Below are 23,196 nucleotides of genomic sequence, written 5' to 3' on the forward strand. Positions count from 1 at the left end.
AGTCAGGGTGTAGCAGCAATAGGTTTGTAGGGTGCGACCAGATAAAAGCGCTGGTCGGGCAAGTCCACGGTGACGATATGCGCGCCACTCAAGCCCAGGCGGCGGCCCGGGCCGAAGCTGATCGGCGGGGTCAGCCCGGTATCGAAGTCGCGCAGGCCTTCCAGCGCACTGATGAGTTTCTCGCGGCTGGCGTCGCGCCCGGCCTGTTTCATGCCTTCGCTGAGCAGCAACATCGAACTGAACGCGCCGACTTGCAGCACTGCATGCTGACCGCCGAGCCCCTGGTGCTTGCGCAATTGGGTCAGGGCCAGGCGTCCGGCCAGCGTCCAGTCACTGGGTACGAACGGATAAGCCAGAAACACCCGCCGGGAAAAAGCACTGGGCACCTGCAACAGATCACCCGCCACCTGGTTCGACGCGGCGAACAGGTAAGGCACTTGCCCCGCCTCCTGCAAGCGCTCGGCGAGGCGACTGAAACCGCCGCCGCTGCCCAGGTAAAACACCGAACGCGAGCCCAGTGGCAGTTCATCCTGCGCCGAGTCGTAGGTTTTCAGACTGACCTTTTGCCAGGCGTGATCTTGCAGGTACTGGCTGAGGTTCTGCGCTGCCAGCCGTTGACTCGGCTCGTCCGGATAGAGGATCAGCGTCGGTCCCTGGAGCACCCGCAAATTGTCGGTGGCGTAATCGGCCAGGGCGATCAGTTGCTCGCGCAAACCCGGCAGCGGCTCGAAAATCTGCCGACTGGCCTGCGCCGTGCCCAGCAACGACAGCGGTCCGATCAGCGGAATGCCGGCCCGCTCCAGGCGCGCGGCCAGGTCCAGGTCCAGTGCCGGTGCCAGCGGCGCGATCAGGGCGAACACCTGTTCCTGCTCGATCAACTGATCCAGCGCCTGCTCGGCACTGGCTCGGTCCGGGCCCGGATCGACGATGGTCAGGCGCAACTGCCGGCCATGAACCCCGCCCGCTTCGTTGATTCGCGCGACGCTGCCCTTGAGCACCGCCGCCACCGTGGCACCCTCCTCGCTCAACGGTCCCTGGCGTGGCAACAACGTGCCCAGGTGCAGACTGTCGGGGGTCAGGCCGGGGTCGCGGTCATCGGCCACGCGTTTGAGGTAGGCCGTGAGGTTGCGCTGATCATTCGTCGACAGGACGAATCGCGGCATCGCCGGATCGAGCCGATTGTTGCCCGGATCACGCCCTTCCTGAATGGCACGCGCCAACGTACCTTCGGTATACGCCGGGTAATGACGGCCATTGATTTGCTGCTGACCGTAAGTGCTGGTGAGCCGCGACCAGCTGAGATCCGGCGGTCGCACCCCGCCTTCGGGCCGCCCGAGGCCATCGGCGCCGTGGCAGTTGGCGCACGGCAGGCTGGTGGCCGGCAACAGTATGTCCGCCGCCCCGACCCGCGCCATGATCGGCTCGCCAGTGCCGGACACACCCTCGCGATACAGCCGTTTACCGGCGCTTTCGTTGGGGCTCAGCGGCAACGCTTCGGCGGCGAAATGGAGACCGCTGAGCAGTAACAGGCCGAGGATGAGTGAGGTTTTCATGGCGCAGGCTCAACGGCCGGCCACAGGCATTGTCAGCAATTGCAAGCGCTGGGCAATGGCGGCGGCCGGGGCATCGGGACGGATTTTGCTCCAGCGTTTGTTGGCCACGTCACCCACGATCAGTTGTGTTGAATGCTGCTCGGGGGTCGGCACGATCTGGCCGATGCGCCCCAGTACCAGGTCCATCTGCGCCTTGTCGCCAGTAAGAAAAAGCCAGTGGGGACCATCGACGCCCTGCTTCAAGGTGTAAGCCTTGAGTACCGCCGGGGTGTCCCGCAGCGGATCACTGGTAAGGGAGATAAAAGTGATGCCGTCAGCCTTGTCGCCCAGCACCTCACGCACTTCCTTGAGCTTGCGGGTGATCAGCGGGCAGGCATCGTTGCAACTCGTGAAAATCACATTGAGCAGCACCACGCGGTTCTGCAGCGCGTCGCTGTAGAACCGCAGGGTCTCGCCGTTCTGGTCCTGCAACGGCGTGTCGGTGAACCAGGTTTTTGCATCGCGCGTGCCGCTGGCTGGCGGTGCGGCAACGGCGGCCACCGCCGGTGCCGGCTCTTCGTGCCCTTCGTGGGCGAGCGCCAGCGAACTGAACATGCAAAAGCAAACCGTCAGGGTGATCCAGTCGAGGGCTCTCATGGCTTCTGCTCCATCGCGATGGCCGTGTGCTTGGCGTGGACGTTGCGCTGACCGCTGAGTTTCTCCACTTCACGGGCCAGCACCTTCGGGTCGGTGAAGCCGTAGTAGCGGGTCCAGTGGCGGCTGTTGCCATCCCCCACCAGAATCAATGGCTGATGGCTTTTGAAGTCCCCGCTGAAGGCGCCCAGTCCCTTGAGGGTTTCGTTGATCGACTGCGAGCTGCCGGTCAGCCAGCTCCAGCCCGGGCCGTTCTGGAAGTTGCGGGCGTAGTCGTTCAGGCGTTTGGCGTCATCGCGCTGCGGGTCGATGCTGATCGACACCAGCTGCACCTCGCTGCCGACCCGGGCACCCAGCTGTTTTTGCACCTTGCCCATGATCGACGACACCACCGGGCAAACCGTGGTGCAACGGGTGTAGATGAAGCTCATGACCACGATCTTGTTGGTGACCAGGTCTTTTTCCAGGCGCACTGGTTTGCCGTTCTGGTCCACCAGCGCCACATCGGCGAACTTGACCTGGGCGCTTTCCGAACGGGCGCTTTTGGCCGGCATTTCGTGACCGGCGTGCTCATCCGGCGAGTGGGCCAGGGCTTGACCGATGCCGGCGGCCAACAGGCAGAACGTCAGCAATCCACGGTGTGCGAATCGGTTCATGTCGAACTCCTTTTAGTGGGCATCGCCGGGCAGGACCCGAACGCTGGCAAAAGTCTTGTCGTCGAAACTCGCGCCCAGCGACGCCGCGCGCACGTGCAGGTACCAGGCGCCGTTCTGGTCGAGGGTCACCGGGGCTTCATAAACGCCGTCGCCCACTTCCAGCGCGGCAACTTGCCGGGCCCGGGACGTCGGGGCCCGGAAGTAGCGCACCTGAACGTCCTTGACCCCGCTGCGCTGGACCTTCTGTTTGCCCTGAACGATGCGAAAGCGCACCACGTAAGGACTACCAAGGGCGGCCGTGGACTTGTCGAGCATGAACTCCACCTTTGGCACACCCGGGTGCTGGCTGAGGTTTTTATCCGGCTCAACCAATGCCGTGAAGCAATGGATGATGTTCGGCTGGTTCAGCAGGAAGGCCACGTCGAAACGTCCGGCGGTGGGCAGTTTGATCCGGGCGCTGTACAGCCCCGGCTCGACTTCGCGCAGACTGCGGTCGATGACCATCGCCGCCCGCGCCACTTGCCCGCGATTGGGGTAGCCGGACATCGGCGCGTTCATGCCTTCGGCGTAGAAGTAGGTGGTGTTGTCCACCGGGTTGACCACAAATACCGCGTTGTCGTCCCGCGACACGGCCAGGCTCGATGCCAACGGCAAATCACCCGCCAACCGTGGCGCCTGAGGCCCGGCTTCAAAACTCTGGCTGATGGGCGTGCGGCCCTCGCCGAGGGATGACAGGTTGATCATCGTGACCTTGGCCGAGGCCAGTCCGCGAATGTAGGCATAGGCCTTGGTGAACACCACTTGATAGGGTTCGGTGGACACGTTCAGTTCATGGATCAACGAATCGGTGGCCGCGTCGATCACCGAGGCCTGGTTCTCCAGGGTGTTGAGCACGATGCCGAAACGACCGTCAGCACTGAAGCCCATCGGGCCCAGGCCCTGTTTCATTTTGATCACCCGCCGTACCGCGAGGCTTGCGGTGTCGACCACGGTCACCGTGCCGTCCTTGCCATCGGCGACATACACCGCCTGGGACAGCGGCGAGTGCGCCACTGACAACGGGTGCGAGCCGGTTTGCAGTTGCTGGCTGATGGTCAGGCTGGCGATGTCGATGAGGCTCAGCGTCCCATCATCGCGGTTGGTGACGAAGGCAAAACGGCTGTCCTTGCTGAAGGCGATTTCGTGATGCCCGGCACCGGTGGCCAGGTGCTTGAGAGTCTTGAGGCTGCGCGTGTCGATCACCGTCACCCCGGACTCCTCGGTCGACTTCGCGTTGTTGCCGACCCACAGCAGACGCTCGTCCGGTTGCAATGCCAGCCGCACCGGGTTGCTGCCAGCGGCAACCGAGTCGATCAACTTGAATTGCTCGCTGTCGATCACCGCAATCTCAGCGGCCGTTGGCATCGAAACGAACACCCGCTTGTTGTCACGGGGCGTCACCCAGTCCATTGGCGGCTGCTTGATATCAATCCGCGCCATCGTGCTGGTGATCCCGCCCACCGACACCGACGGGTCGACCACCGAGACGCTGGCATCGCGGTTCATCACCAGCAGGAAGTAGCTGTTCAGGTCGAGCAACGGCCGCGCGCCAATGCTTGATTTCAGAAACACCCCGACCCGGGATTTGCAGCTGTGCTCCCGGCCCTGAGCCTGGTCGGCGGCAACGGTTTCCGGATCGAGCCAGGCCCCAGGGTTCACGCCCGACAAGGGTTGGCCCGAAGCGCTGTCAGTGACCCGGAAACGTACGTCGGCGAATCCCCCCTCGCGCAGCACGCTGTCCTCCGCCAACGGCCGCACCTCGAGCGCCACCGACACCCCGTCGCGCTCAAGCGTGTTTTTGCTCCAGGTTCTCGGCAGTGTCACGTCGCTGAGCATAATCGGCTGCAACGCGCGCCATACCCCCAGCCAGATCAGCGCCAATCCTACAACCAGCGCCCAAACGGCCACTATGATGGTCCTGTTCATAATGCTTCTCCCCTTCAGATCTGTGTCTGCTATGGCTCAAGGTGCCGGAGCCGGTTCAGGTTCGTTGGTCACCCGCAGCAATCCCCAAAGCCCGGCGGTGTTGCCGTAAGCGCCGTAATCACGAAACAGGTAATCGCCCGGTATCGCGTTGCTGCCCCCGGCGCTCGGGTGCATGAAACTGAAGTGCGCCGCCGGCAGGATGCTTTCGTGGGCGCCGATGTACATTGACATCGGGTTGAAACCGAACCGCACCGAACCCACCCCTGGCGTACTCATCGGATAGCCACCGGCATCGCTCTTTTCCGACTGGAACGGGTTGACCGACCAGACGTGACCGTCAAGCTGGAAGGTCGTGCCGCGACTGCCGCCGGTGGGCATCATGATGTGGGTGCGGAACGGTTGCCCCGGTTTCACATACAGCACCGGCGTCTGCGGATCGCCCCCCACCAGCGCATTGCTGTAAGCCATGTGCGCATTAGGCACGTCGCCGTAACCTGAGCCGCCTGCATGACCGAACGGCGCGTCCGGCGCCAGCCCGAAGCGGTACCACAGTGGCTCGGCCTTGTAGTTGATGGCCATGCTGGAGTTGTCCTGTGGATCGGTCGGCACACCCAGGCCTTCCGCCGCAATGCCTTCCACCGGCCGGCCATTGGCCCAGCGAATGTTCAAGGCTTTCTGCCAGACCATCGCAAAATCGCGGTAGGTGGTCTGCCCTGGTGCGGTGACGGTCGCTGTCACTTTGCGTGCATCGTCAACCCAGGTGGCGCCAATCGGCAGGATGCTCATCGCCCCGCCCAGGCCTTTTTGCGGCTGTTTGATGACGTCCGCCGGGGTGAAATTCAACCCTCCGAACTCCACCGCCGTGGCGTTGATGTTGTCGACACTGCGGCCCAGTTGCGTGATCGGCTTGCCTTCACGCTCCAGGTGCCCGGCGTAGTATTGATAGGTACGCGTCGGGTACGCGCCGACACTGCCAACACGCGGCGGCACGGTCTGGATCGGGTTGGCGCCAACGTTGGTGCCGTCGGATTTGGTGATGTCGTACGCCAGCAGTTGCGCGTGCAGGCCAACGTGGCTGGACGGCCGCATCAGGTTGTTGCTGAAGGTGGTCGCACCCAGGCCGCTGTTGCGATCACGTTTGACCATGCCTTGCATCACCGCCGTCTGAGTCAGGTCCGGCATGACGATAGGCAGACGGTTTTCCAGGGTGATGTTGATGCAGTCACCGGCCGTCGCGCGCAGCACCAGCGGTTCGACTGGCACACCGGGGTGGAGCTTGCCGGTGATCGGATCGAGGTCGCCCTTGCGCACATAAAGGATCGCTGTCGGGTCATGCAGTGGCCCGCTTTGCCCGCCGATGGTGAAGGTCTCACCGTTTTCAGGATCGGTCACGGTAACCTGCGCAATGCTCACAGTCCGCGAGTTGAACACCAGGGTGCCGCCCGCCGGATTCAATGGCCCGCCGACATGCTGACCCATCCCCGCCGGATCACCGATGGACAGGTTCAGCGGATTGCCAAGGATGTCGTTGGCCAGCGCCGCGACCACTTCATAGTTGCGTTTTGGCGTCGGCCGGGTGCCGATGCCGTTAGGGTTGGCGCCGTACCGTGGGCAGATACCATCGAACGCCACGGTGTTGCGCATGCCGGCCGGTTTCGCGTTGTTCGGCAGCGCAAACAGGTCGCTGCGCTGGGCCGTGTAGTTGCGCATCACGCCCCAAATCCCGCTCCAGTAACCTTCCAGGGAGGCGTCCATCGAGTACAGGTAATCCCCGGTGGTCGCGGCTGAGCTGGAGATCATCGAGACCGGCGCATTGAAGCCCATCTGCTCGGAGATCCCGACCATCTGCGACGAACGCCAGCCCGAGTTGGAGCTGTTGCCGTAACCGGAACCGCTTTGCAGCCACTTCACGCCGTGCAGGGTCACGTTGTGCTCTTCTTCGTAACCACCGGCATGCACCCGCAGCCGCACGTTGTCCCCGGTGTAGGTGCGCAGCATCGGGGTGAACGGATCACCCGGTTCTGCGCCGCCACGGTTGATGTGTGGCGGGAACACCGTGGTACCGCCGGTTGGACCGGTGGCCGCGGTCACCAGGTTCGGCGCCAGGTTCATCGCCGGGATCGCACGGTCGGTGCGGCTTTGCATGGCGTACGCCAGGTCGCCGCCGAGGCCGTCGGCCTGCATGCCGCGCTTGCCGTCCGGGCCGACCTTGTTCGGGTCGTACACCCGCAGGGCCAGCGGTTCGTTGCGGTAATTGACCACGAACATGCCAGGGTCATCGACCGAAATCGCTTGTGGGCATGGCCGGCTTGGGCAACCAGGAACTTGCCCGCCTTGCACTTCAACGATCCCTTCCAACAAGGTGCTGGCGTTATTGCGCACCGGCGGGTTGATCGCGTAACGGAAGCTGTCAGCGGTGGCCGGGAAGGCGTGCGGATCAGGCACGCCGTTGGGGCCAGCGCCAACGTACACACCCGCTTCATAGGCATGCTGGAAGTCGCTGTATTCGAGGAAGAACTCACGGAAGCTGTCGTTCTTGCCGTCCCCGTCCAGGTCACCGGTGGACACCACCGCTTGCCACGAAGTCGGCCCGCCGTCCTGCCGCGCGCCGCTGTACAACGGCTCGCCGGTTTCGGCGTGGAACCAGGTGGAACCGGCCGGTTCTGCCAGCACGGTGGCGTACAGACCAATCTGTTGGTGAGTCGATGGGCCGAGGTGGTCATGGGTGAAAATGGTCCCCAAACCACGGTCGACGCCTTTGCTGTTGATCACCGGATCGACAAACCAGCGCTGCATCGCTGTACGCGCCCCGACCCAGTCGGCCCGGCCGTATTGGCCGAAGAACGGGTGAGCTTTGGCTTTCGGGCAGGCCGGCGTGCCGTCACGCGGATCGGTGCCTTCGCACTGGTTGAACTCGCGAATCGCGCGGATGCGTTCTTGCACTGCCCCCGGGGAAAGGACGCCGTCTTCGTAGTTCCAGCCGTTGGCCGAACCATCGGCGGCCGTCAGGTCCCATTTCGGCAGGTGAATGTGTTGACCGATCACGTCGGTTGGCGTGCGCACCTGATAGTCGTCCATTTCATAGGTGGACGGCACCAGGTTGGTTTGTTGGTACTGCACGCAGTCGAAGGTGTTCATGCGCATCACCAAAGGCTCTGGCGGACGCTGCTTGGTAATCACCGGCCAGGCGTCTTCCCACAGCGCGAGAATGCGCGCTTGCGGGAAGTGGTAACCGACCTTGTTGTAGACCGCGTCGAACTGGATGTTTGCGGCTTTGTAGACGCGTGGACGGTCGGCGGTGAACGTCGACGTACCGGTGAAGGACATGCCGTCGATCCGTTCGCCACTGACAAACTCGCCGGTGCCGGCGCTGCTGGTCAGGCGTTTTTGCCGATCATCCATGCACGGTTCGTAATACGGTGCGCCCGCTATCGGCAAGGCACCGTTGGTGCGGAAGTTGCGCGCCACGACTTGATTGCCGGGGAGCACGGCGAAGCTCGGATGGTCTTTTTTGGCGTGGAACGCCATGGCCGTCTGTTCGACTTCGGTGCCCTCTTCCGGCATGTAAATCGGCTTGGCCCGGGTCACTTTCTTGGAGAAATCCAGGGACGTGGTAATGGTTTGCGCCTGGCCACCGGAGGAGAAGCCGTCCAGCGTATGGCGCCCCAGACCGCCGTCCCAGCCACCGGACTGAGCCGGGTCAAGGTTGGCCCACAAGGCGTTGCCGCTGGTTTTCAAGGACTGAGCCTTGGCAGCGTCGAGCATGTCCAGCGGTGGGGTCGGTGGGCGTTGGCCGACCGAGCTTTCCATGCCGCCGATCCAGAACGGATAGCCAGGGTTTTTCAGGCTGCCGTCGGCATTGCGGTTGGCTTCGCTGCGATCCACCAGGGCCAGGGAACCGATGGCTTGGCCGCCGCCGTTACCGCTGTGATGTCCGCCGTCGTCGTCATCTTCGTCATCGCCACCGGCCACCAGGGTTTCGCCGATTTTCGGCACGACCGCGACGTTGCCCGGCATCGGTGCCATGGCTTTGCCGGGCAGCGGCACTACGGCTGGAATCGGTGTGCCGGCAACGATCTCGCCATCGGGCAAGGCCCGGGCGCCTGCAGCCGGTTTACCGCTGCGCAATGCATAAGGTTCGCTGTGATAACCGTCGGCGCCCTGCTGGGAAACCTCGAGTTTGGTGCCTTCTTCAAAGACGTCATGCACCCGCCACATGCTCCACATGCCTTGGGTAAAGTGCGGATAGAAGTGGCAGTGATAGATCGCATCGCCCGCGACCCGGTTGCGGTTGCCCGAACCACCGTTGGCGATTTCGTAGGTGTAGCCGGCGCCTGGACCAATGCCTTGGGCGTCCACATAATCGGAGTTGTCATCGTTGGGGTTGAACAACCACTGATGCCCGTGCAGGTGGAAGATGTGCTGCTCGTGGCCGTTGTGGGTGTTGCGAAATTTGATGAAGTCACCGATGTAGCTGTGGTTGACGTTGGACGGCTCGGACGGATACAGCGCCATGGTCGCCTTGACCCCGACCTGATCGGCCCTCGGTACTTGACCGGGGAGAATGCCTTCCAGGCCGGCGTTGGCGGGCACGTCCACCAGCATCGCCACATCGCCGACGGTGTGGGAACTGAGGAAGAATTCTTCATAGGCGCAGGACAGGCAATCGTGCATCGGCCCGACGCCCAAACGGTTGGCGACCACTTCGGCGCCCATGCCGCCGGAGCCATAGTTGATCATGAACGAGTCGCGGGTCGGCTCCAGCACGTGAGCCATCACCGGGTCTGCCCAGTAAGCGGGGAACGCCTGAGTCGCGGCGGTTTCATCCTGGAACTGCGAGGCGAAATCGCGGAACGGTTCCAGACGATTCGGGATCGCCGGATTGCGTTTGCCGATGGCTTCCAGCGGATAGGTAGACGGCGGGAAGCTGCCATCGGCGTTGCTGCCCATCACAACCGCGTCGCTCTCGCTGGAAATGATTTCATTACCGTCGACCATGCTGATGATCGGCAGGCCGGCCTTGCCTTCACGGATCCAGGGTTCGCGCTGCGGGTAGCGCGCCTGGTAATCAACGATCGGTTGACCGGCCGGGGTGCGACCGGAGCTGGCCAGGCGCATTTCTTCTTCGGTCACGGTGTTGCGATAGGTGCGGCCGCCCTTGGGCACCACTACAACCTGGCCGAACAGTCCGTTGGCCACGTTGCCCGCATCCCCTTCACCACCGAAGGTCGCGCCGCGGCTGCTGGCGGCAAACGCCCCTTCGCGCTCGGCGTACAAGGTGTAGGAACGGGTGGCACTGGGAGGAATCAAGGTATTGGCGTTGCGTCCGGTATAGGACGCAATATCGTCGATGCTGTTGACCGCTTGCAGGCCATTGACCTGGAAGCCGACGTGGCGGTCAGCGACCTGTTCATCCACCTTGAAGTTGCCTGCGTTACCGATTTCTACTTCACCTTCAGTATCGCCCACCGCCCCGCTTTCATGGCTGCCGGGGTTGGCCTGGTAGGCGAGCAGGTTCTGCAGGTTGATGGTCAGGCAGTCACCGGCGGCGACGCGCAGCACCAAAGGACGCGGACGCTTGTCGGGCCGCAGCGACACCTTGCCCGGCACCGCCGTTCCGCCCTGGGCCAGGGACATGTCATGGTCGTCGACCACATCACGGCGCAGGGCAAACATCATGCCGTTGGCGTTCTGCGCGCCGAGGCGGTTGAACATCAGCGGCTGATCCAGCGCCACGACGTTGGCCACCAGATTGCGCTCGCAGCGCACGGCCGCCTCAGCCAGCTCAATGCCAAGCATCGACACCACCAACAGCAGCAAGTTAAAAACGAACGTCGTGTTGGGTATGCCGGTCATGATCACGGGCCTCGCTGTGGGTGCTCACAGGGAATAGTTCTCGACAAATCCCTTGAGCAATCCGCATGCCATAAATAATTTATATGTTTTTCAGTCACTTACGTAAACGACTTAATAACTCGGGGGATATTCCCCACCCATTTCCCCCACTTCTTCGACCTGGAGATAACTTCCCCCAAAAAGCACATCCCGTAGCAGCTGCCGAGCCTGCGAGGCTGCGTTCGGCGGCGAAGCAGTCGTGAATTCAGACGACGCGGTGTTTCAGCAATACCTCGCGCTCAGGTTTACGACGGCTTCGCCGCCGAACGCAGCCTCGCAGGCTCGGCAGCTGCTACAAATGCGTTGCCCCACTATTGGGGGGAAACCCCCAATCACAGCGGCGCATCCGCGGCCAGACCCTGCAACCGCCGGTATTGGCGCAAGACACTGGGCACGTAACGCTGGGTTTCGGCGAACGGCGGGATCACCCCGCCACGGCTGAGCACCGCTTGCGGCCCGGCGTTGTAGGCCGCCACGGCGAGGCTGATGTCGTTATCGAACAGGGTCATCAGGCGCTTCAGATAACGGGCGCCGCCCTGGATGTTGGCTTTGGGGTCATAGACGTCTTTCACCCCCAGTTCCCGCGCAGTGTCGGGCATCAACTGCATCAACCCCCCAGCACCCTTGGGTGACGTTGCGCCAGCGTTGTAGCTGGACTCGGCCTGAATCACTGCATGCAACAGCGCCGCCGGTAACTGATTGGTCGCGGCCGCGGCCGAAACCAGCTCGGCATAGGGCTGCCGGGCAATCATCTGCGGTTGTTGATCCATGCTGATCCTGGCGGATTCGGGCTCGTGAATCACCCGTTCATAGGTGCGGCCGGGACGGTGGACATTGGACAGAACGTAGCGGCCCTTGGTGTCCACGAAAACGAACACATCGGCCTGTACGACGCCGGTCAGCACCAGCAGACCGAACAGTCCTGTGGTGAGTGTTTTCATAATTTCGCCTCCCCTGCCCGACCCCGAAAAATGGGGCTAATGCCCCAATGGCCGGTAGTAAACCAGCCATACGCAAGCACTGTGCCGGATGCGCGAAGGCCCGCAATTCAGGGGTTGCAGAAGGATGTCCGAGCATGTGCATGGCAATTGCATAACCCTTCACGGCGACCCTTCTGCCAACTGTGTGAGGTCATCATGAATCAGCGTTTGCGTTCCACCCCGCGTACTCAAAGCGGGTTCACCCTGCTCGAACTGTTGGTGGTGTTGGTGGTGCTGGGGCTGTTGGCCGGCATCGTGGCGCCGAAGTATTTCGCCCAATTGGGCCGCTCCGAAGTGAAGGTGGCCAAGGCGCAAATAGAAGGCCTGGGCAAAGCATTGGATCTGTACCGCCTGGAGGTCGGTCACTACCCGTCGACCGAACAGGGTTTGCAGGCGCTGGTCACCGCGCCCAGCGATGAAACCCGCTGGACCGGCCCTTACCTTCAGAAAAAACTGCCGCAGGATCCGTGGGGCCGTAACTACGCCTATCGCTACCCCGGTGAAAACGGCGAATACGACTTGCTGTCCATGGGCAAGGACGGCCAACCCGGCGGCGAAGGCGAAAACGCAGAAGTCACCAGCTGGCAATGACGGGAGTGACGACCATGCGATTTCATCTCAAAGCCGTTGGCAAGGCCGGCGTAGTCTCGATGACCGTCGAGGCGCTCGGCCACAGCGAAGCCCGGCGCATCGTCGAAGACCAGGGCTATCGGGTGGTGAGCCTGTACGCCGAGCGTCACTGGCGTGCGTTGCGCTTACGACAGCGCGAGACCTTCAACCTGGTGCTGTTCAGCCAGGAACTGACCACGTTGCTCAATGCGGGCCTGCCGCTGATCGATGCGCTGGAAAGCCTGGCGGAAAAAGAGAACGCGCCCCAGGCCCGCAAAACCTTGAGCGAACTGGTGCGCCTGCTTTACGAAGGCAAATCGTTCTCCCAGGCACTCGGCCAGTTGTCGGCGGTTTTCCCCCCTCTCTATGTTGCGCTAGTACAGTCCAGCGAGAAAACCGGCGCCGTGGGCGATGCCCTGGGCCGATATGTCAGCTATCGCCAGCGCATGGACGAGGTCCGGCAAAAAATCGTCAGCGCTTCAATCTACCCCCTGCTGTTGCTGGTGGTGGGAAGTGGCGTGGTGTTGTTTCTGATGGGCTACGTGGTCCCGCGCTTCAGCCTGGTGTTCGAAGGGCTGGGCTCGAACCTGCCGTGGCTGTCGCAGATCCTGATGAGCAGCGGGATGTTCCTCCACGCCCATCAGGGCGAATTATTCGGCGCATTGCTGGCGATCATCATCGCCCTCGGCTTCCTCCAGCACCAACCAGCCTTTCGCCGGGGCGTCGACCGCGTGATTGAAAAACTCCCGGCCGTCCATCAACGCATCTTCATGTACGAACTGGCGCGTTTCTATCGCTCGCTGGGGATTCTGCTGCAAGGCGGCATACCCCTCGTCACCGCCATGGGCATGGTTCGCGGCCTGCTCACCGTCGCCTCCCGCGTGCGCCTGGACCAGGCCTGCGAACGGGTGCGCGAGGGTCAGTCGCTGTCGGCCGCGCTGGAGCTCAATCAGCTGGTGACCCCCGTGTCCCTGCGCTTGCTGCGCGCCGGTGAGCAGTCCGGCAACCTCGGGCAAATGATGGAGCGCAGCGCCGACTTCTACGACGAAGAAATCAGCCGCTGGATCGAATGGTTCGTGCGGTTGTTCGAACCCTTGCTCATGACCTTCATCGGCCTGCTGATCGGGCTGATCGTGATCCTGATGTACATCCCGATTTTCGAACTGGCCTCGAGTATTCACTGAGCCGTGGAACAGGGTCGAGATGGACGTTTTAGAGATCATCGACATTACGACTGAATAAGTTCGTACGTTGAGGTGTTTACCCACTGAATCAAGCAGCAAGTTGCATTCATCAACGTTCCAATCTGAATAAGAAGACGGAGAACGATATGCACGTCAAAAAGCTTTTGCTCACAGTTGCTATTGGCGCAGTTCTGTCGGCATCCACCGTATTGATTCCGGACAGCTTGTCCGGTGTGTCGAGTGCTCAAGCCAAAGACGGAGGCAGTGGCGGTGGCGGTAGTGGAGGAGGTGGTGGAGGCGGCGGCGGCGGTCACGGTGGAAGCGGCAGTGGCGGCAATGGTGGTGGTCACGGTGGAAGCGGCAGTGGCGGCAGTGGCGGCAGTGGCGGCAGTGGCGGCAATGGTGGTGGTCATGGTGGAAGCGGCAATAGCGGCAATAGCGGCAGCGGCCACAGTGGCAGCGACCATGGCTCGGGGCATTCCGCCAACTCAGCCTCATCCTCCTCCGGGCGCAGTGGCACTCACGCTGAACCTGGGGATGATCACGGCGTTCATCGTGCCGGTGAAGTGGGCGATGACCACGGTGTGCATCGCTCGGGTGAAGTCGGTGACGACCACGGCGTGCATGTCGGCGGTGAACCGGGCGATGACAAAAGGAACTGACAACCCCGGCGGTGACTCGGGTTTCTCGGGAGTCTTGAGATCTATCGGTAACCGCGGGCCTGCAAATCAAACAGCTGTGCATAGCGCCCACCCGCCGCCGCCAGACTGTCATGATCGCCCCGCTCAAGGATCGCGCCCTGATCCAGCACGATGATGTGATCCGCATTGCGCACGCTGGAAAACCGGTGGGAAATCAGTAACGTCATGCGGCCTTCGGTGTGCTCACTGAAATGCTCGAACACCGCCGCTTCCGCCGCCGGGTCGAGTGCCGAGGTCGGTTCATCCAGAATCAGGATATCGGCGTTGCGCCGCATGTAGGCGCGCGACAACGCAATCTTCTGCCATTGCCCACCGGACAACTCCTGCCCCCCGGCGAACCACCGCCCTAATTGCGTGGCATACCCTCGATCCAGTCCCTCGATGAAGGGGGCGGCCATGCCCTCAGCGGCGGCTTCCTGCCAGCGCTGCTCATCATGGAACGCCAGCGTGTCACCCACACCAATGTTCTCGCCGACGGAGAATTGGTAGCGGATGTAGTCCTGAAAAATCACCCCGATGCGCCGACGCAGCGCGTCTTCTTCCCACGCCTGCAGATCGCTGCCGTCCAGCAGGATGCGGCCCTGATCAGGACGGTACAGCCGAGTCAGTAATTTGATCAACGTGGTCTTGCCCGAACCGTTCTCCCCCACCAGCGCCAGACTGTGTCCGGGTACCAGGTGAAGATCGATGCCGTCCAGCGCGGCGCGACTGGCGCCCGGATAACGGAAACCGACGTTTTCGAAACGCAGGCCATCGCCGGGTATCGCGCCCACGATGAGATGGCCGGTATCCACCACAACAGGCTCGGCCAGGTATTCATAGAGACTGGAGAGGTAAAGGCCATCCTCGTAGAGACCGCTGATCGCACTCAAACTACTGCTGACCGCCGTCTGCCCCTGCTTGAACAACACCAGGTACATGGTCATCTGCCCGAGGCTGATGTTGCCGTGGACGGTATCGACCACGACCCAGGCATATGCCAGATAAAACGCGCCGGTGCCCAGTAGACCGAGAACAAATCCCCAGCCATCTCGACGTAGTGTCAGGCGCCGGTCTTCGGCATAGAGACGTGCGAACGTGTCGCGGTAACGCTTCAACAGCAACGGCGCGAAGCCGAACAGTTTGACTTCCTTGATGTAGCCCTCGTGGGAGAGCAGCGTCTCGATGTAGTTCTGTTGTCGACTCTCCGGCGCGCGACGCGTGAACAGCCTGAAAGCATCACCAGAAAAATGCGCTTCGGCGAAGAAAACCGGTAACGCGCCGACCACCAGCAACACCAACGCCCACGGCGAAAAATGCACCAGCAACACACCGAAACTGATCAGCACGATCAGGTTCTGGATCAGCCCCAACGATTTCATCACCAGCGCCAGCGGTCGGGTCGAGGCTTCGCGCCGCACCCGAACCAGCTTGTCGTAGAACTCGGAATTCTCGAACTGCACCAGCGATAAGGTCTGGGCCTTTTCCAGAATCATCGTGTTGACCTTCTGCCCCAACTGCACCCGCAACAGCGATTGCTGGACTGACAGCGCACGCTGGGCCCCGGACAACAACGCGAGCACGCCCGCTTCGAATAACACGTAACGCACGACCGGCCACAACGGCGCACTGCCCTGTTGCGCGTGCAACTGCATGGCGCTGACCACTGCATCGACAATCCGCTGCCCCAACCAGGCCGCCAGTGCCGGAAGCACCCCGGCGATCAGCGTCGCCAGCACCAATCCCAGAAACAGTCCGCGAGACGTTGCCCAGACCAGCAGCAAGGCGCGTCTCGCCTGGTCGAGCAATGAGGTGAAGCGATCAAGAACAGGGTTCACTCCGCAAGCTCCCCCTGATACCTGGCCCGATACCGTCCCGGACTTTCCCCCGTCCACTTCTTGAACGCCCGATGGAACGCACTCGGCTCCTGAAAGCCTAGCTGCTCGGCAATATCGCAGATACTCGCCTTGCTCTGACGCAGTTGCTCGAACGCAACACCGCGCCGCACCTCGTCCTTGATCTCCTGATACGAACACCCTTCACGCTCCAGTTTTCGGCGGAAGGTGCTGGGGCTCAGGTGCTGTTCCAGGGCGAAGGCCTGCAAGGTCGGCCACTGGCTGTAATGGCTGCTACGCAGGCGCTGATGGACCTGCGACGCCAGGCCGTGCTGATTACGAAAACGGATCACCAGCCATTGCGGCGCGGTGCGCAAGAACACTTTCAGCGACGTCAGGTCCTGGACCACCGGCAGACGCAGGTAGTGGCTGGCGAATTCGATTTCAGTGCGCTCTGCACCAAAGGTCAGGTTCGGTCCCCAGAGCAAACGGTCATCGCTGAGCGACACACGCTCATGGCGAAAGTCTGCGCGATCGATGGGGATGCGCCGCCCACCCAGCCAGCACAGCAGACTGATCATCAACACCAGAAACGTCTCCTCGCCCAAACGACTGACGTCGCAGTTTGGCGAGTGGTTCTGCAAGCTGATCACCGCGCGTTTGCCGCGCACCGTCAGCGTGCCGCGAAAGTCGTGGAGGAACAGCGCGAAATTGGCCAGGCACTGGCGCATGGCTTTGTGCAGGTCAGGTTCCTGAATCAATGCCCGGCAGATCAGGGCGAAACTGCCCGGTGGCATGCCATGGGAGTCGAGCCCGAAGAATTCATCGTTCAGTTCGCGGATCTGTATCAACCACAACGCGGCGAACGCGCTCGCCGGCACACGCGCAGTGGGCTGCTCCATCAACGTCGGGTCGATGCCCGCCTGTTCAAGCGCAACCCTCAGACGCTGCGGATCTTCCCCCAGCCCATGGATCATTGCCTGCACGAAGTAGGCGGCAACCGAGTCCTTTTCCCGCATGTGAACGCTTCTCTCCCCATCACCCGAATGGCAAAAAACACCAGTGCCGTTGAACAGTTTCGGCATAGGACAACCGCCCTGCCGGCTCTAGACTCGCGGCCAATAGTACGCCTTCGGCCACTACGGCGGCCAAGGTATCGCGGGGTTTGATCGGAAGGACGGAACATGAATCTGCAAAACATTGGCGTAATCGGCGCAGGCACAATGGGCAACGGCATTGCGCAAGTCTGCGCCTTGGCCGGTTTCAACGTGACCTTGCTCGACATCTCCGAGAGCGCCCTGCAAAAAGCCATCGCGACGGTGGGCAAAAACCTCGATCGGCAGATCGCCAAGGACACGCTGACGCAAGAGCAAAAGCTCGACGCCCTCGATAAAATCCACACCAGTACCGACTACAACAGCCTGCAGAACGTGCAAATAGTGATCGAAGCCGCCACCGAAAACCTCGACCTGAAACTGCGCGTGCTGCAGCAAATCGCCGCGCAGGTCAGCACCGAGTGCGTGATCGCCTCCAACACTTCGTCACTGTCCATCACCCAGCTCGCTGCCAGCGTGAGTCAGCCTGAGCGCTTCATCGGTCTGCACTTCTTTAACCCGGTGCCGGTGATGGGCCTGATCGAGGTGATTCGCGGTTTGCAAACCAGCGACGCCACCCACGCACTGGCGCTGGACATGGCGGCAACACTCGGCAAAACCGCGATCACCGCTGGCAACCGTCCGGGTTTCGTGGTCAACCGGATTCTGGTGCCCATGATCAACGAAGCAATTCTGGTGTTTCAGGAAGGCCTGGCCAGTGCCGAAGACATCGATGCCGGCATGCGCCTGGGCTGCAATCAGCCGATCGGGCCGCTGGCGTTGGCGGACCTGATCGGTCTGGACACCGTGCTGGCGATCCTCGAAGCCTTCTACGATGGCTTCAACGACAGCAAATACCGCCCTGCTCCACTGCTCAAGGAAATGGTCGCCGCCGGCTACCTGGGGCGCAAAACGGGGCGTGGCTTCCATGCCTATGCCTGAGCGTTGCTCGCGCTTTGCCGAGTACCGGGACAAGGTGCTGGAGCTGTTCGCCAGCAAGGGTTTCGGCCAAGTCGGCATGCGTGAGCTCGCGACCTGCCTGGGGCTCGCCCCCGGCTCGTTGTATCATCATTACCCCAGTAAACAGCACTTGCTGCTCGACCTGATCGAGGAGTTCTACGAAGAACTGCTGGCAACCTTGGGGCGCATCGAGCAAAAGGCCCCGGCAAAACGTGACAAACTCCATGCCGTTATCCGAGCGCATTTGAACCTGCATCAGGAGATGCCCTGGCATTTTCGTCTGGCAGAGCGTGACAGCGGCTGCCTGAATGAAGAGCAGCAGGAACGGGTTCGGCAATTGCGCGAGCAATATGAGCGCAAACTGTTGCTGATGCTCGGGGCCCGGTCCCACTTCAGTGAACAGGGTCTGCTGGCCGCCGGACATGCAATCGCCAACTTACTCAACAGCGCACCCGGCTGGCTGGCGCAACATTCGTTGGATGAGCAAGAGCGCGTTGATCTGTTGGAGAGTCTGGTGAGTGGAGCCATCGAACGTTTGCTGCGTCCCTCGGTGCCACGCGCAGTGGCCTGAGGGACCAGGACGATATCCCCGTAATTGGGGATTGACCCGTGAGTGCCGGAAGCCATAAGCCACGCCACTTCAATAGAGAAAACGTCTAAACGATTCCTGCCAATCGCGCCATATAACGCTTAGCTAATGGGGGCCCAATCACTGCGGAGCCGGAGGTGAATCCAGCCTCCCTCCGCCACCTTCGATACCGGAAGCCAAAAATGAAAATCAATCCCTACCTGATCTTCAACGGCGACTGCAAAGCCGCATTCACCTTCTATGCCCAAAGCCTGCCAGGCCAGATCGAAGTCATGATGACCTTCGGCGATAGCCCCGCGCGCGAGCACTTTCCGGCGGACTACCACAACCTGATCATCCACACCCGCCTGCTGGTAGGCGATCAGGCGATCATGGGCTCCGACACAACACCTGACCGTCCAACTGACGAAATGAGCGGTTGTTCGGTTTCGCTGAACGTCGACAGCATTGCTGAGGCAGAGCGGGTGTTTTCTGCGTTGTCGGACGGCGGCAAGGTGGACATGCCACTGGAAGCCACGTTCTGGGCGGCTCGCTTCGGCATGCTGGTTGATCGGTTTGGTGTGTCGTGGATGGTGAACTGCGAAAAGGATCAGTGAAACTCACTTTCTCAAGGCAGCGGATTGTTCGGAGGAACCCCACTATGCCTGCCCATGACGTGCCTTGGTTCAATCGTTTCACGTAAAAACCATCGAGGGTCGGAAACTCAAAGGGATTGTGATCAAGTACCGGTAATCTCCGCTCGCCCCCTGAAGACGTCGACAGCGGAGGTTGAACTTTGTACGAACTTTCCTGCGGACAAAACAAAACCCCTACCTGCATACGCAGATAGGGGTTTCGGAATTTAATCTTGACGATGACCTACTCTCACATGGGGAAACCCCACACTACCATCGGCGATGCATCGTTTCACTGCTGAGTTCGGGATGGGATCAGGTGGTTCCAATGCTCTATGGTCGTCAAGAAATTCGGTAGCCAGGTCGTGGGCCTTTTCAGGTTCACGCTCCAGCGAATGGGTAAGTGATAGTTTGGTGTTTTGTGAGTATCTCGAACTTTCGGTTCGTTTCGTCTTCACACACCGCAATCTGATGCTCTTTCGCTTTTCAGCTCAAAGCCTGCAAATTGCTTGGGTGTTATATGGTCAAGCCTCACGGGCAATTAGTATTGGTTAGCTCAACGCCTCACAGCGCTTACACACCCAACCTATCAACGTCGTAGTCTTCGACGGCCCTTCAGGGGACTCAAGGTCCCAGTGAGATCTCATCTTGAGGCTAGTTTCCCGCTTAGATGCTTTCAGCGGTTATCTATTCCGAACATAGCTACCCGGCAATGCCACTGGCGTGACAACCGGAACACCAGAGGTTCGTCCACTCCGGTCCTCTCGTACTAGGAGCAGCCCCTCTCAAATCTCAAACGTCCACGGCAGATAGGGACCGAACTGTCTCACGACGTTCTAAACCCAGCTCGCGTACCACTTTAAATGGCGAACAGCCATACCCTTGGGACCGGCTTCAGCCCCAGGATGTGATGAGCCGACATCGAGGTGCCAAACACCGCCGTCGATATGAACTCTTGGGCGGTATCAGCCTGTTATCCCCGGAGTACCTTTTATCCGTTGAGCGATGGCCCTTCCATACAGAACCACCGGATCACTAAGACCTACTTTCGTACCTGCTCGACGTGTCTGTCTCGCAGTCAAGCGCGCTTTTGCCTTTATACTCTACGACCGATTTCCGACCGGTCTGAGCGCACCTTCGTACTCCTCCGTTACTCTTTAGGAGGAGACCGCCCCAGTCAAACTACCCACCATACACTGTCCTCGATCCGGATAACGGACCTGAGTTAGAACCTCAAAGTTGCCAGGGTGGTATTTCAAGGTTGGCTCCACGCGAACTGGCGTCCACGCTTCAAAGCCTCCCACCTATCCTACACAAGCAAATTCAAAGTCCAGTGCAAAGCTATAGTAAAGGTTCACGGGGTCTTTCCGTCTAGCCGCGGATACACTGCATCTTCACAGCGATTTCAATTTCACTGAGTCTCGGGTGGAGACAGCGCCGCCATCGTTACGCCATTCGTGCAGGTCGGAACTTACCCGACAAGGAATTTCGCTACCTTAGGACCGTTATAGTTACGGCCGCCGTTTACCGGGGCTTCGATCAAGAGCTTCGCGTTAGCTAACCCCATCAATTAACCTTCCGGCACCGGGCAGGCGTCACACCCTATACGTCCACTTTCGTGTTTGCAGAGTGCTGTGTTTTTAATAAACAGTCGCAGCGGCCTGGTATCTTCGACCGGCATGGGCTTACGCAGTAAATGCTTCACCCTCACCGGCGCACCTTCTCCCGAAGTTACGGTGCCATTTTGCCTAGTTCCTTCACCCGAGTTCTCTCAAGCGCCTTGGTATTCTCTACCCAACCACCTGTGTCGGTTTGGGGTACGGTTCCTGGTTACCTGAAGCTTAGAAGCTTTTCTTGGAAGCATGGCATCAACCACTTCGTCACCCAAAGGGTAACTCGTCATCAGCTCTCGGCCTTAGACTCCCGGATTTACCTAAGAGTCCAGCCTACCACCTTAAACTTGGACAACCAACGCCAAGCTGGCCTAGCCTTCTCCGTCCCTCCATCGCAATAACCAGAAGTACAGGAATATTAACCTGTTTTCCATCGACTACGCTTTTCAGCCTCGCCTTAGGGACCGACTAACCCTGCGTCGATTAACGTTGCGCAGGAAACCTTGGTCTTTCGGCGTGGGTGTTTTTCACACCCATTGTCGTTACTCATGTCAGCATTCGCACTTCTGATACCTCCAGCAAGCTTCTCAACTCACCTTCACAGGCTTACAGAACGCTCCTCTACCGCATCACCTAAGTGATACCCGTAGCTTCGGTGTATGGTTTGAGCCCCGTTACATCTTCCGCGCAGGCCGACTCGACTAGTGAGCTATTACGCTTTCTTTAAAGGGTGGCTGCTTCTAAGCCAACCTCCTAGCTGTCTAAGCCTTCCCACATCGTTTCCCACTTAACCATAACTTTGGGACCTTAGCTGACGGTCTGGGTTGTTTCCCTTTTCACGACGGACGTTAGCACCCGCCGTGTGTCTCCCATGCTCGGCACTTGTAGGTATTCGGAGTTTGCATCGGTTTGGTAAGTCGGGATGACCCCCTAGCCGAAACAGTGCTCTACCCCCTACAGTGATACATGAGGCGCTACCTAAATAGCTTTCGAGGAGAACCAGCTATCTCCGAGCTTGATTAGCCTTTCACTCCGATCCACAGGTCATCCGCTAACTTTTCAACGGTAGTCGGTTCGGTCCTCCAGTTAGTGTTACCCAACCTTCAACCTGCCCATGGATAGATCGCCCGGTTTCGGGTCTATTCCCAGCGACTAGACGCCCTATTAAGACTCGCTTTCGCTACGCCTCCCCTATTCGGTTAAGCTCGCCACTGAAAATAAGTCGCTGACCCATTATACAAAAGGTACGCAGTCACCCAACAAAGTGGGCTCCCACTGCTTGTACGCATACGGTTTCAGGATCTATTTCACTCCCCTCTCCGGGGTTCTTTTCGCCTTTCCCTCACGGTACTAGTTCACTATCGGTCAGTCAGTAGTATTTAGCCTTGGAGGATGGTCCCCCCATATTCAGACAAAGTTTCTCGTGCTCCGTCCTACTCGATTTCATGACTAAGAGATTTTCGCGTACAGGGCTATCACCCACTATGGCCGTACTTTCCAGAACGTTCCGCTAATCTCAAAGCCACTTAAGGGCTAGTCCCCGTTCGCTCGCCACTACTAAGGGAATCTCGGTTGATTTCTTTTCCTCAGGGTACTTAGATGTTTCAGTTCCCCTGGTTCGCCTCTTAAGCCTATGTATTCAGCTTAAGATAACCATCTTATGATGGCTGGGTTCCCCCATTCAGACATCTCCGGATCAAAGTCTGTTTGCCGACTCCCCGAAGCTTTTCGCAGGCTACCACGTCTTTCATCGCCTCTGACTGCCAAGGCATCCACCGTATGCGCTTCTTCACTTGACCATATAACCCCAAGCAATCTGGTTATACTGTGAAGACGACATTCGCCGAAAATTCGATTCTTGCTCATAAAGAGCAACTCACAAATTTTACCTTAGCCTGATCCGTTACCAGTGAAAGTAACGTCCAGTCTATCTTTCTATCACATACCCAAATTTTTAAAGAACGATCTAATCAAAGACTAGAAATCAACATTCACCATCGTACAATGGAATGCTCATTTCTAAGCTCTCAACAACAGAAGCAGTTAGTGGTGGAGCCAAACGGGATCGAACCGTTGACCTCCTGCGTGCAAGGCAGGCGCTCTCCCAGCTGAGCTATGGCCCCGTATTTCTACAGGCGTTTCCCACACAAAATTGGTGGGTCTGGGCAGATTCGAACTGCCGACCTCACCCTTATCAGGGGTGCGCTCTAACCAACTGAGCTACAGACCCAATTTCGAGCTATAAGGCCGACCTCACCCTGCTCTCTACCACAGAGCATGGGGTGCGCTCTAACCAACCAAGCTACAACCCCTCAGGGCTGCTTCTTTATCGTCTT

14 protein-coding genes, 2 tRNA genes and 2 rRNA genes are annotated in these 23,196 nt (G+C 60.0%); 6 read left to right on the forward strand and 12 right to left on the reverse strand.

The features are described from left to right. Positions 1–2: 2 nt before the first annotated feature. The 6 genes from ACYZT3_RS18095 to ACYZT3_RS18120 all read right to left on the reverse strand — a co-directional run bounded on the left by ACYZT3_RS18095 (position 3) and on the right by ACYZT3_RS18120 (position 11,643). Positions 3–1,553 carry a cytochrome c/ABC transporter substrate-binding protein gene (locus tag ACYZT3_RS18095; RefSeq protein WP_462030415.1) on the reverse strand — a complete coding sequence of 517 codons (1,551 nt, stop codon included), beginning with the start codon at positions 1,551–1,553 and terminating at the stop codon, positions 3–5. A gap of 9 nt (positions 1,554–1,562) precedes the next feature. Next, entirely contained in the window at positions 1,563–2,189 is a 627-nt protein-coding gene (locus tag ACYZT3_RS18100; RefSeq protein WP_282381161.1) for an SCO family protein, read from the reverse strand. Beyond that, a complete protein-coding gene (locus ACYZT3_RS18105) occupies positions 2,186–2,842 on the reverse strand; it encodes an SCO family protein (protein ID WP_282381160.1) in 657 nt (218 codons plus the stop codon). Before ACYZT3_RS18105 ends, ACYZT3_RS18100 begins: the two co-directional genes overlap by 4 nt. A gap of 12 nt (positions 2,843–2,854) precedes the next feature. Continuing rightward, positions 2,855–4,807, reverse strand: a complete 1,953-nt coding sequence (locus tag ACYZT3_RS18110) for a YncE family protein (RefSeq protein WP_282381158.1) — start codon at positions 4,805–4,807, stop codon at positions 2,855–2,857. A 36-nt stretch (positions 4,808–4,843) separates the two neighbouring features. After that, positions 4,844–10,663 (reverse strand): manganese-oxidizing multicopper oxidase MnxG, encoded by a 5,820-nt coding sequence (mnxG, locus tag ACYZT3_RS18115; RefSeq protein WP_462030416.1) that lies wholly within the window; start codon positions 10,661–10,663, stop codon positions 4,844–4,846. 371 nt (positions 10,664–11,034) lie between these two features. Next, complete coding sequence (locus ACYZT3_RS18120; RefSeq protein ID WP_282381154.1) at positions 11,035–11,643, reverse strand: lytic transglycosylase domain-containing protein; 609 nt, start codon at positions 11,641–11,643, stop codon at positions 11,035–11,037. 195 nt (positions 11,644–11,838) lie between these two features. Here ACYZT3_RS18120 and gspG point away from each other — a divergent pair, with 195 nt between their 5' ends. The 3 genes from gspG (at position 11,839) to ACYZT3_RS18135 (ending at position 14,137) form a co-directional block, all read left to right on the forward strand. Beyond that, a complete protein-coding gene (gene gspG, locus ACYZT3_RS18125) occupies positions 11,839–12,273 on the forward strand; it encodes a type II secretion system major pseudopilin GspG (RefSeq protein ID WP_461964671.1) in 435 nt (144 codons plus the stop codon). Between the two features lie 14 nt (positions 12,274–12,287). Then, positions 12,288–13,475 (forward strand): type II secretion system F family protein, encoded by a 1,188-nt coding sequence (locus ACYZT3_RS18130; protein ID WP_282381150.1) that lies wholly within the window; start codon positions 12,288–12,290, stop codon positions 13,473–13,475. A gap of 146 nt (positions 13,476–13,621) precedes the next feature. After that, positions 13,622–14,137, forward strand: a complete 516-nt coding sequence (locus ACYZT3_RS18135; protein WP_462030417.1) for a hypothetical protein — start codon at positions 13,622–13,624, stop codon at positions 14,135–14,137. Positions 14,138–14,178: 41 nt separating this feature from the next. On the opposite strand, the gene ACYZT3_RS18140 is transcribed toward ACYZT3_RS18135, so the two are convergent. Both ACYZT3_RS18140 and ACYZT3_RS18145 read right to left on the reverse strand, forming a co-directional pair. Then, positions 14,179–15,993 carry an ABC transporter ATP-binding protein gene (locus ACYZT3_RS18140; protein WP_462030418.1) on the reverse strand — a complete coding sequence of 605 codons (1,815 nt, stop codon included), beginning with the start codon at positions 15,991–15,993 and terminating at the stop codon, positions 14,179–14,181. Continuing rightward, entirely contained in the window at positions 15,990–17,009 is a 1,020-nt protein-coding gene (locus ACYZT3_RS18145) for an AraC family transcriptional regulator (protein WP_282381144.1), read from the reverse strand. Before ACYZT3_RS18145 ends, ACYZT3_RS18140 begins: the two co-directional genes overlap by 4 nt. 165 nt (positions 17,010–17,174) lie before the next feature. Between ACYZT3_RS18145 and ACYZT3_RS18150 the strand changes: the two genes are divergently transcribed. The 3 genes from ACYZT3_RS18150 to ACYZT3_RS18160 all read left to right on the forward strand — a co-directional run bounded on the left by ACYZT3_RS18150 (position 17,175) and on the right by ACYZT3_RS18160 (position 19,229). Next, positions 17,175–18,026 (forward strand): 3-hydroxybutyryl-CoA dehydrogenase, encoded by an 852-nt coding sequence (locus ACYZT3_RS18150; RefSeq protein WP_462030419.1) that lies wholly within the window; start codon positions 17,175–17,177, stop codon positions 18,024–18,026. After that, positions 18,013–18,615 carry a TetR/AcrR family transcriptional regulator gene (locus ACYZT3_RS18155; protein ID WP_282381139.1) on the forward strand — a complete coding sequence of 201 codons (603 nt, stop codon included), beginning with the start codon at positions 18,013–18,015 and terminating at the stop codon, positions 18,613–18,615. The genes ACYZT3_RS18150 and ACYZT3_RS18155 overlap by 14 nt, the downstream gene beginning before the upstream one ends. 200 nt (positions 18,616–18,815) lie before the next feature. After that, on the forward strand, positions 18,816–19,229 hold the full coding sequence (locus ACYZT3_RS18160) for a VOC family protein (protein WP_282381137.1): 414 nt from the start codon (positions 18,816–18,818) through the stop codon (positions 19,227–19,229). A 249-nt stretch (positions 19,230–19,478) separates the two neighbouring features. Here the strand turns inward: ACYZT3_RS18160 and rrf are convergent. From rrf to ACYZT3_RS18180, 4 genes are all read right to left on the reverse strand, one after another. Next, positions 19,479–19,594: ribosomal RNA gene (gene rrf, locus ACYZT3_RS18165) — 5S ribosomal RNA — on the reverse strand. Positions 19,595–19,767: 173 nt separating this feature from the next. After that, a 23S ribosomal RNA gene (locus ACYZT3_RS18170) occupies positions 19,768–22,659 on the reverse strand. Positions 22,660–22,907: 248 nt separating this feature from the next. Continuing rightward, positions 22,908–22,983 (reverse strand) — tRNA-Ala (locus tag ACYZT3_RS18175). 30 nt (positions 22,984–23,013) lie between these two features. Then, a tRNA-Ile gene (locus ACYZT3_RS18180) sits at positions 23,014–23,090 on the reverse strand. Positions 23,091–23,196 lie beyond the last annotated feature (106 nt).

The organism is Pseudomonas sp. MDT1-16 (assembly GCF_054898115.1).

Excerpts from the sequence above, each read along its gene's own strand:
- ACYZT3_RS18095 (WP_462030415.1), bottom strand. The coding sequence starts at position 1,553 with ATGAAAACCTCACTCATCCTCGGCCTGTTACTGCTCAGCGGTCTCCAT.
- ACYZT3_RS18100 (WP_282381161.1), bottom strand. The coding sequence starts at position 2,189 with ATGAGAGCCCTCGACTGGATCACCCTGACGGTTTGCTTTTGCATGTTC.
- ACYZT3_RS18105 (WP_282381160.1), bottom strand. The coding sequence starts at position 2,842 with ATGAACCGATTCGCACACCGTGGATTGCTGACGTTCTGCCTGTTGGCC.
- ACYZT3_RS18110 (WP_282381158.1), bottom strand. The coding sequence starts at position 4,807 with ATGAACAGGACCATCATAGTGGCCGTTTGGGCGCTGGTTGTAGGATTG.
- mnxG (WP_462030416.1), bottom strand. The coding sequence starts at position 10,663 with ATGACCGGCATACCCAACACGACGTTCGTTTTTAACTTGCTGCTGTTG.
- ACYZT3_RS18120 (WP_282381154.1), bottom strand. The coding sequence starts at position 11,643 with ATGAAAACACTCACCACAGGACTGTTCGGTCTGCTGGTGCTGACCGGC.
- gspG (WP_461964671.1), top strand. The coding sequence starts at position 11,839 with ATGAATCAGCGTTTGCGTTCCACCCCGCGTACTCAAAGCGGGTTCACC.
- ACYZT3_RS18130 (WP_282381150.1), top strand. The coding sequence starts at position 12,288 with ATGCGATTTCATCTCAAAGCCGTTGGCAAGGCCGGCGTAGTCTCGATG.
- ACYZT3_RS18135 (WP_462030417.1), top strand. The coding sequence starts at position 13,622 with ATGCACGTCAAAAAGCTTTTGCTCACAGTTGCTATTGGCGCAGTTCTG.
- ACYZT3_RS18145 (WP_282381144.1), bottom strand. The coding sequence starts at position 17,009 with ATGCGGGAAAAGGACTCGGTTGCCGCCTACTTCGTGCAGGCAATGATC.
- ACYZT3_RS18150 (WP_462030419.1), top strand. The coding sequence starts at position 17,175 with ATGAATCTGCAAAACATTGGCGTAATCGGCGCAGGCACAATGGGCAAC.
- ACYZT3_RS18155 (WP_282381139.1), top strand. The coding sequence starts at position 18,013 with ATGCCTATGCCTGAGCGTTGCTCGCGCTTTGCCGAGTACCGGGACAAG.
- ACYZT3_RS18160 (WP_282381137.1), top strand. The coding sequence starts at position 18,816 with ATGAAAATCAATCCCTACCTGATCTTCAACGGCGACTGCAAAGCCGCA.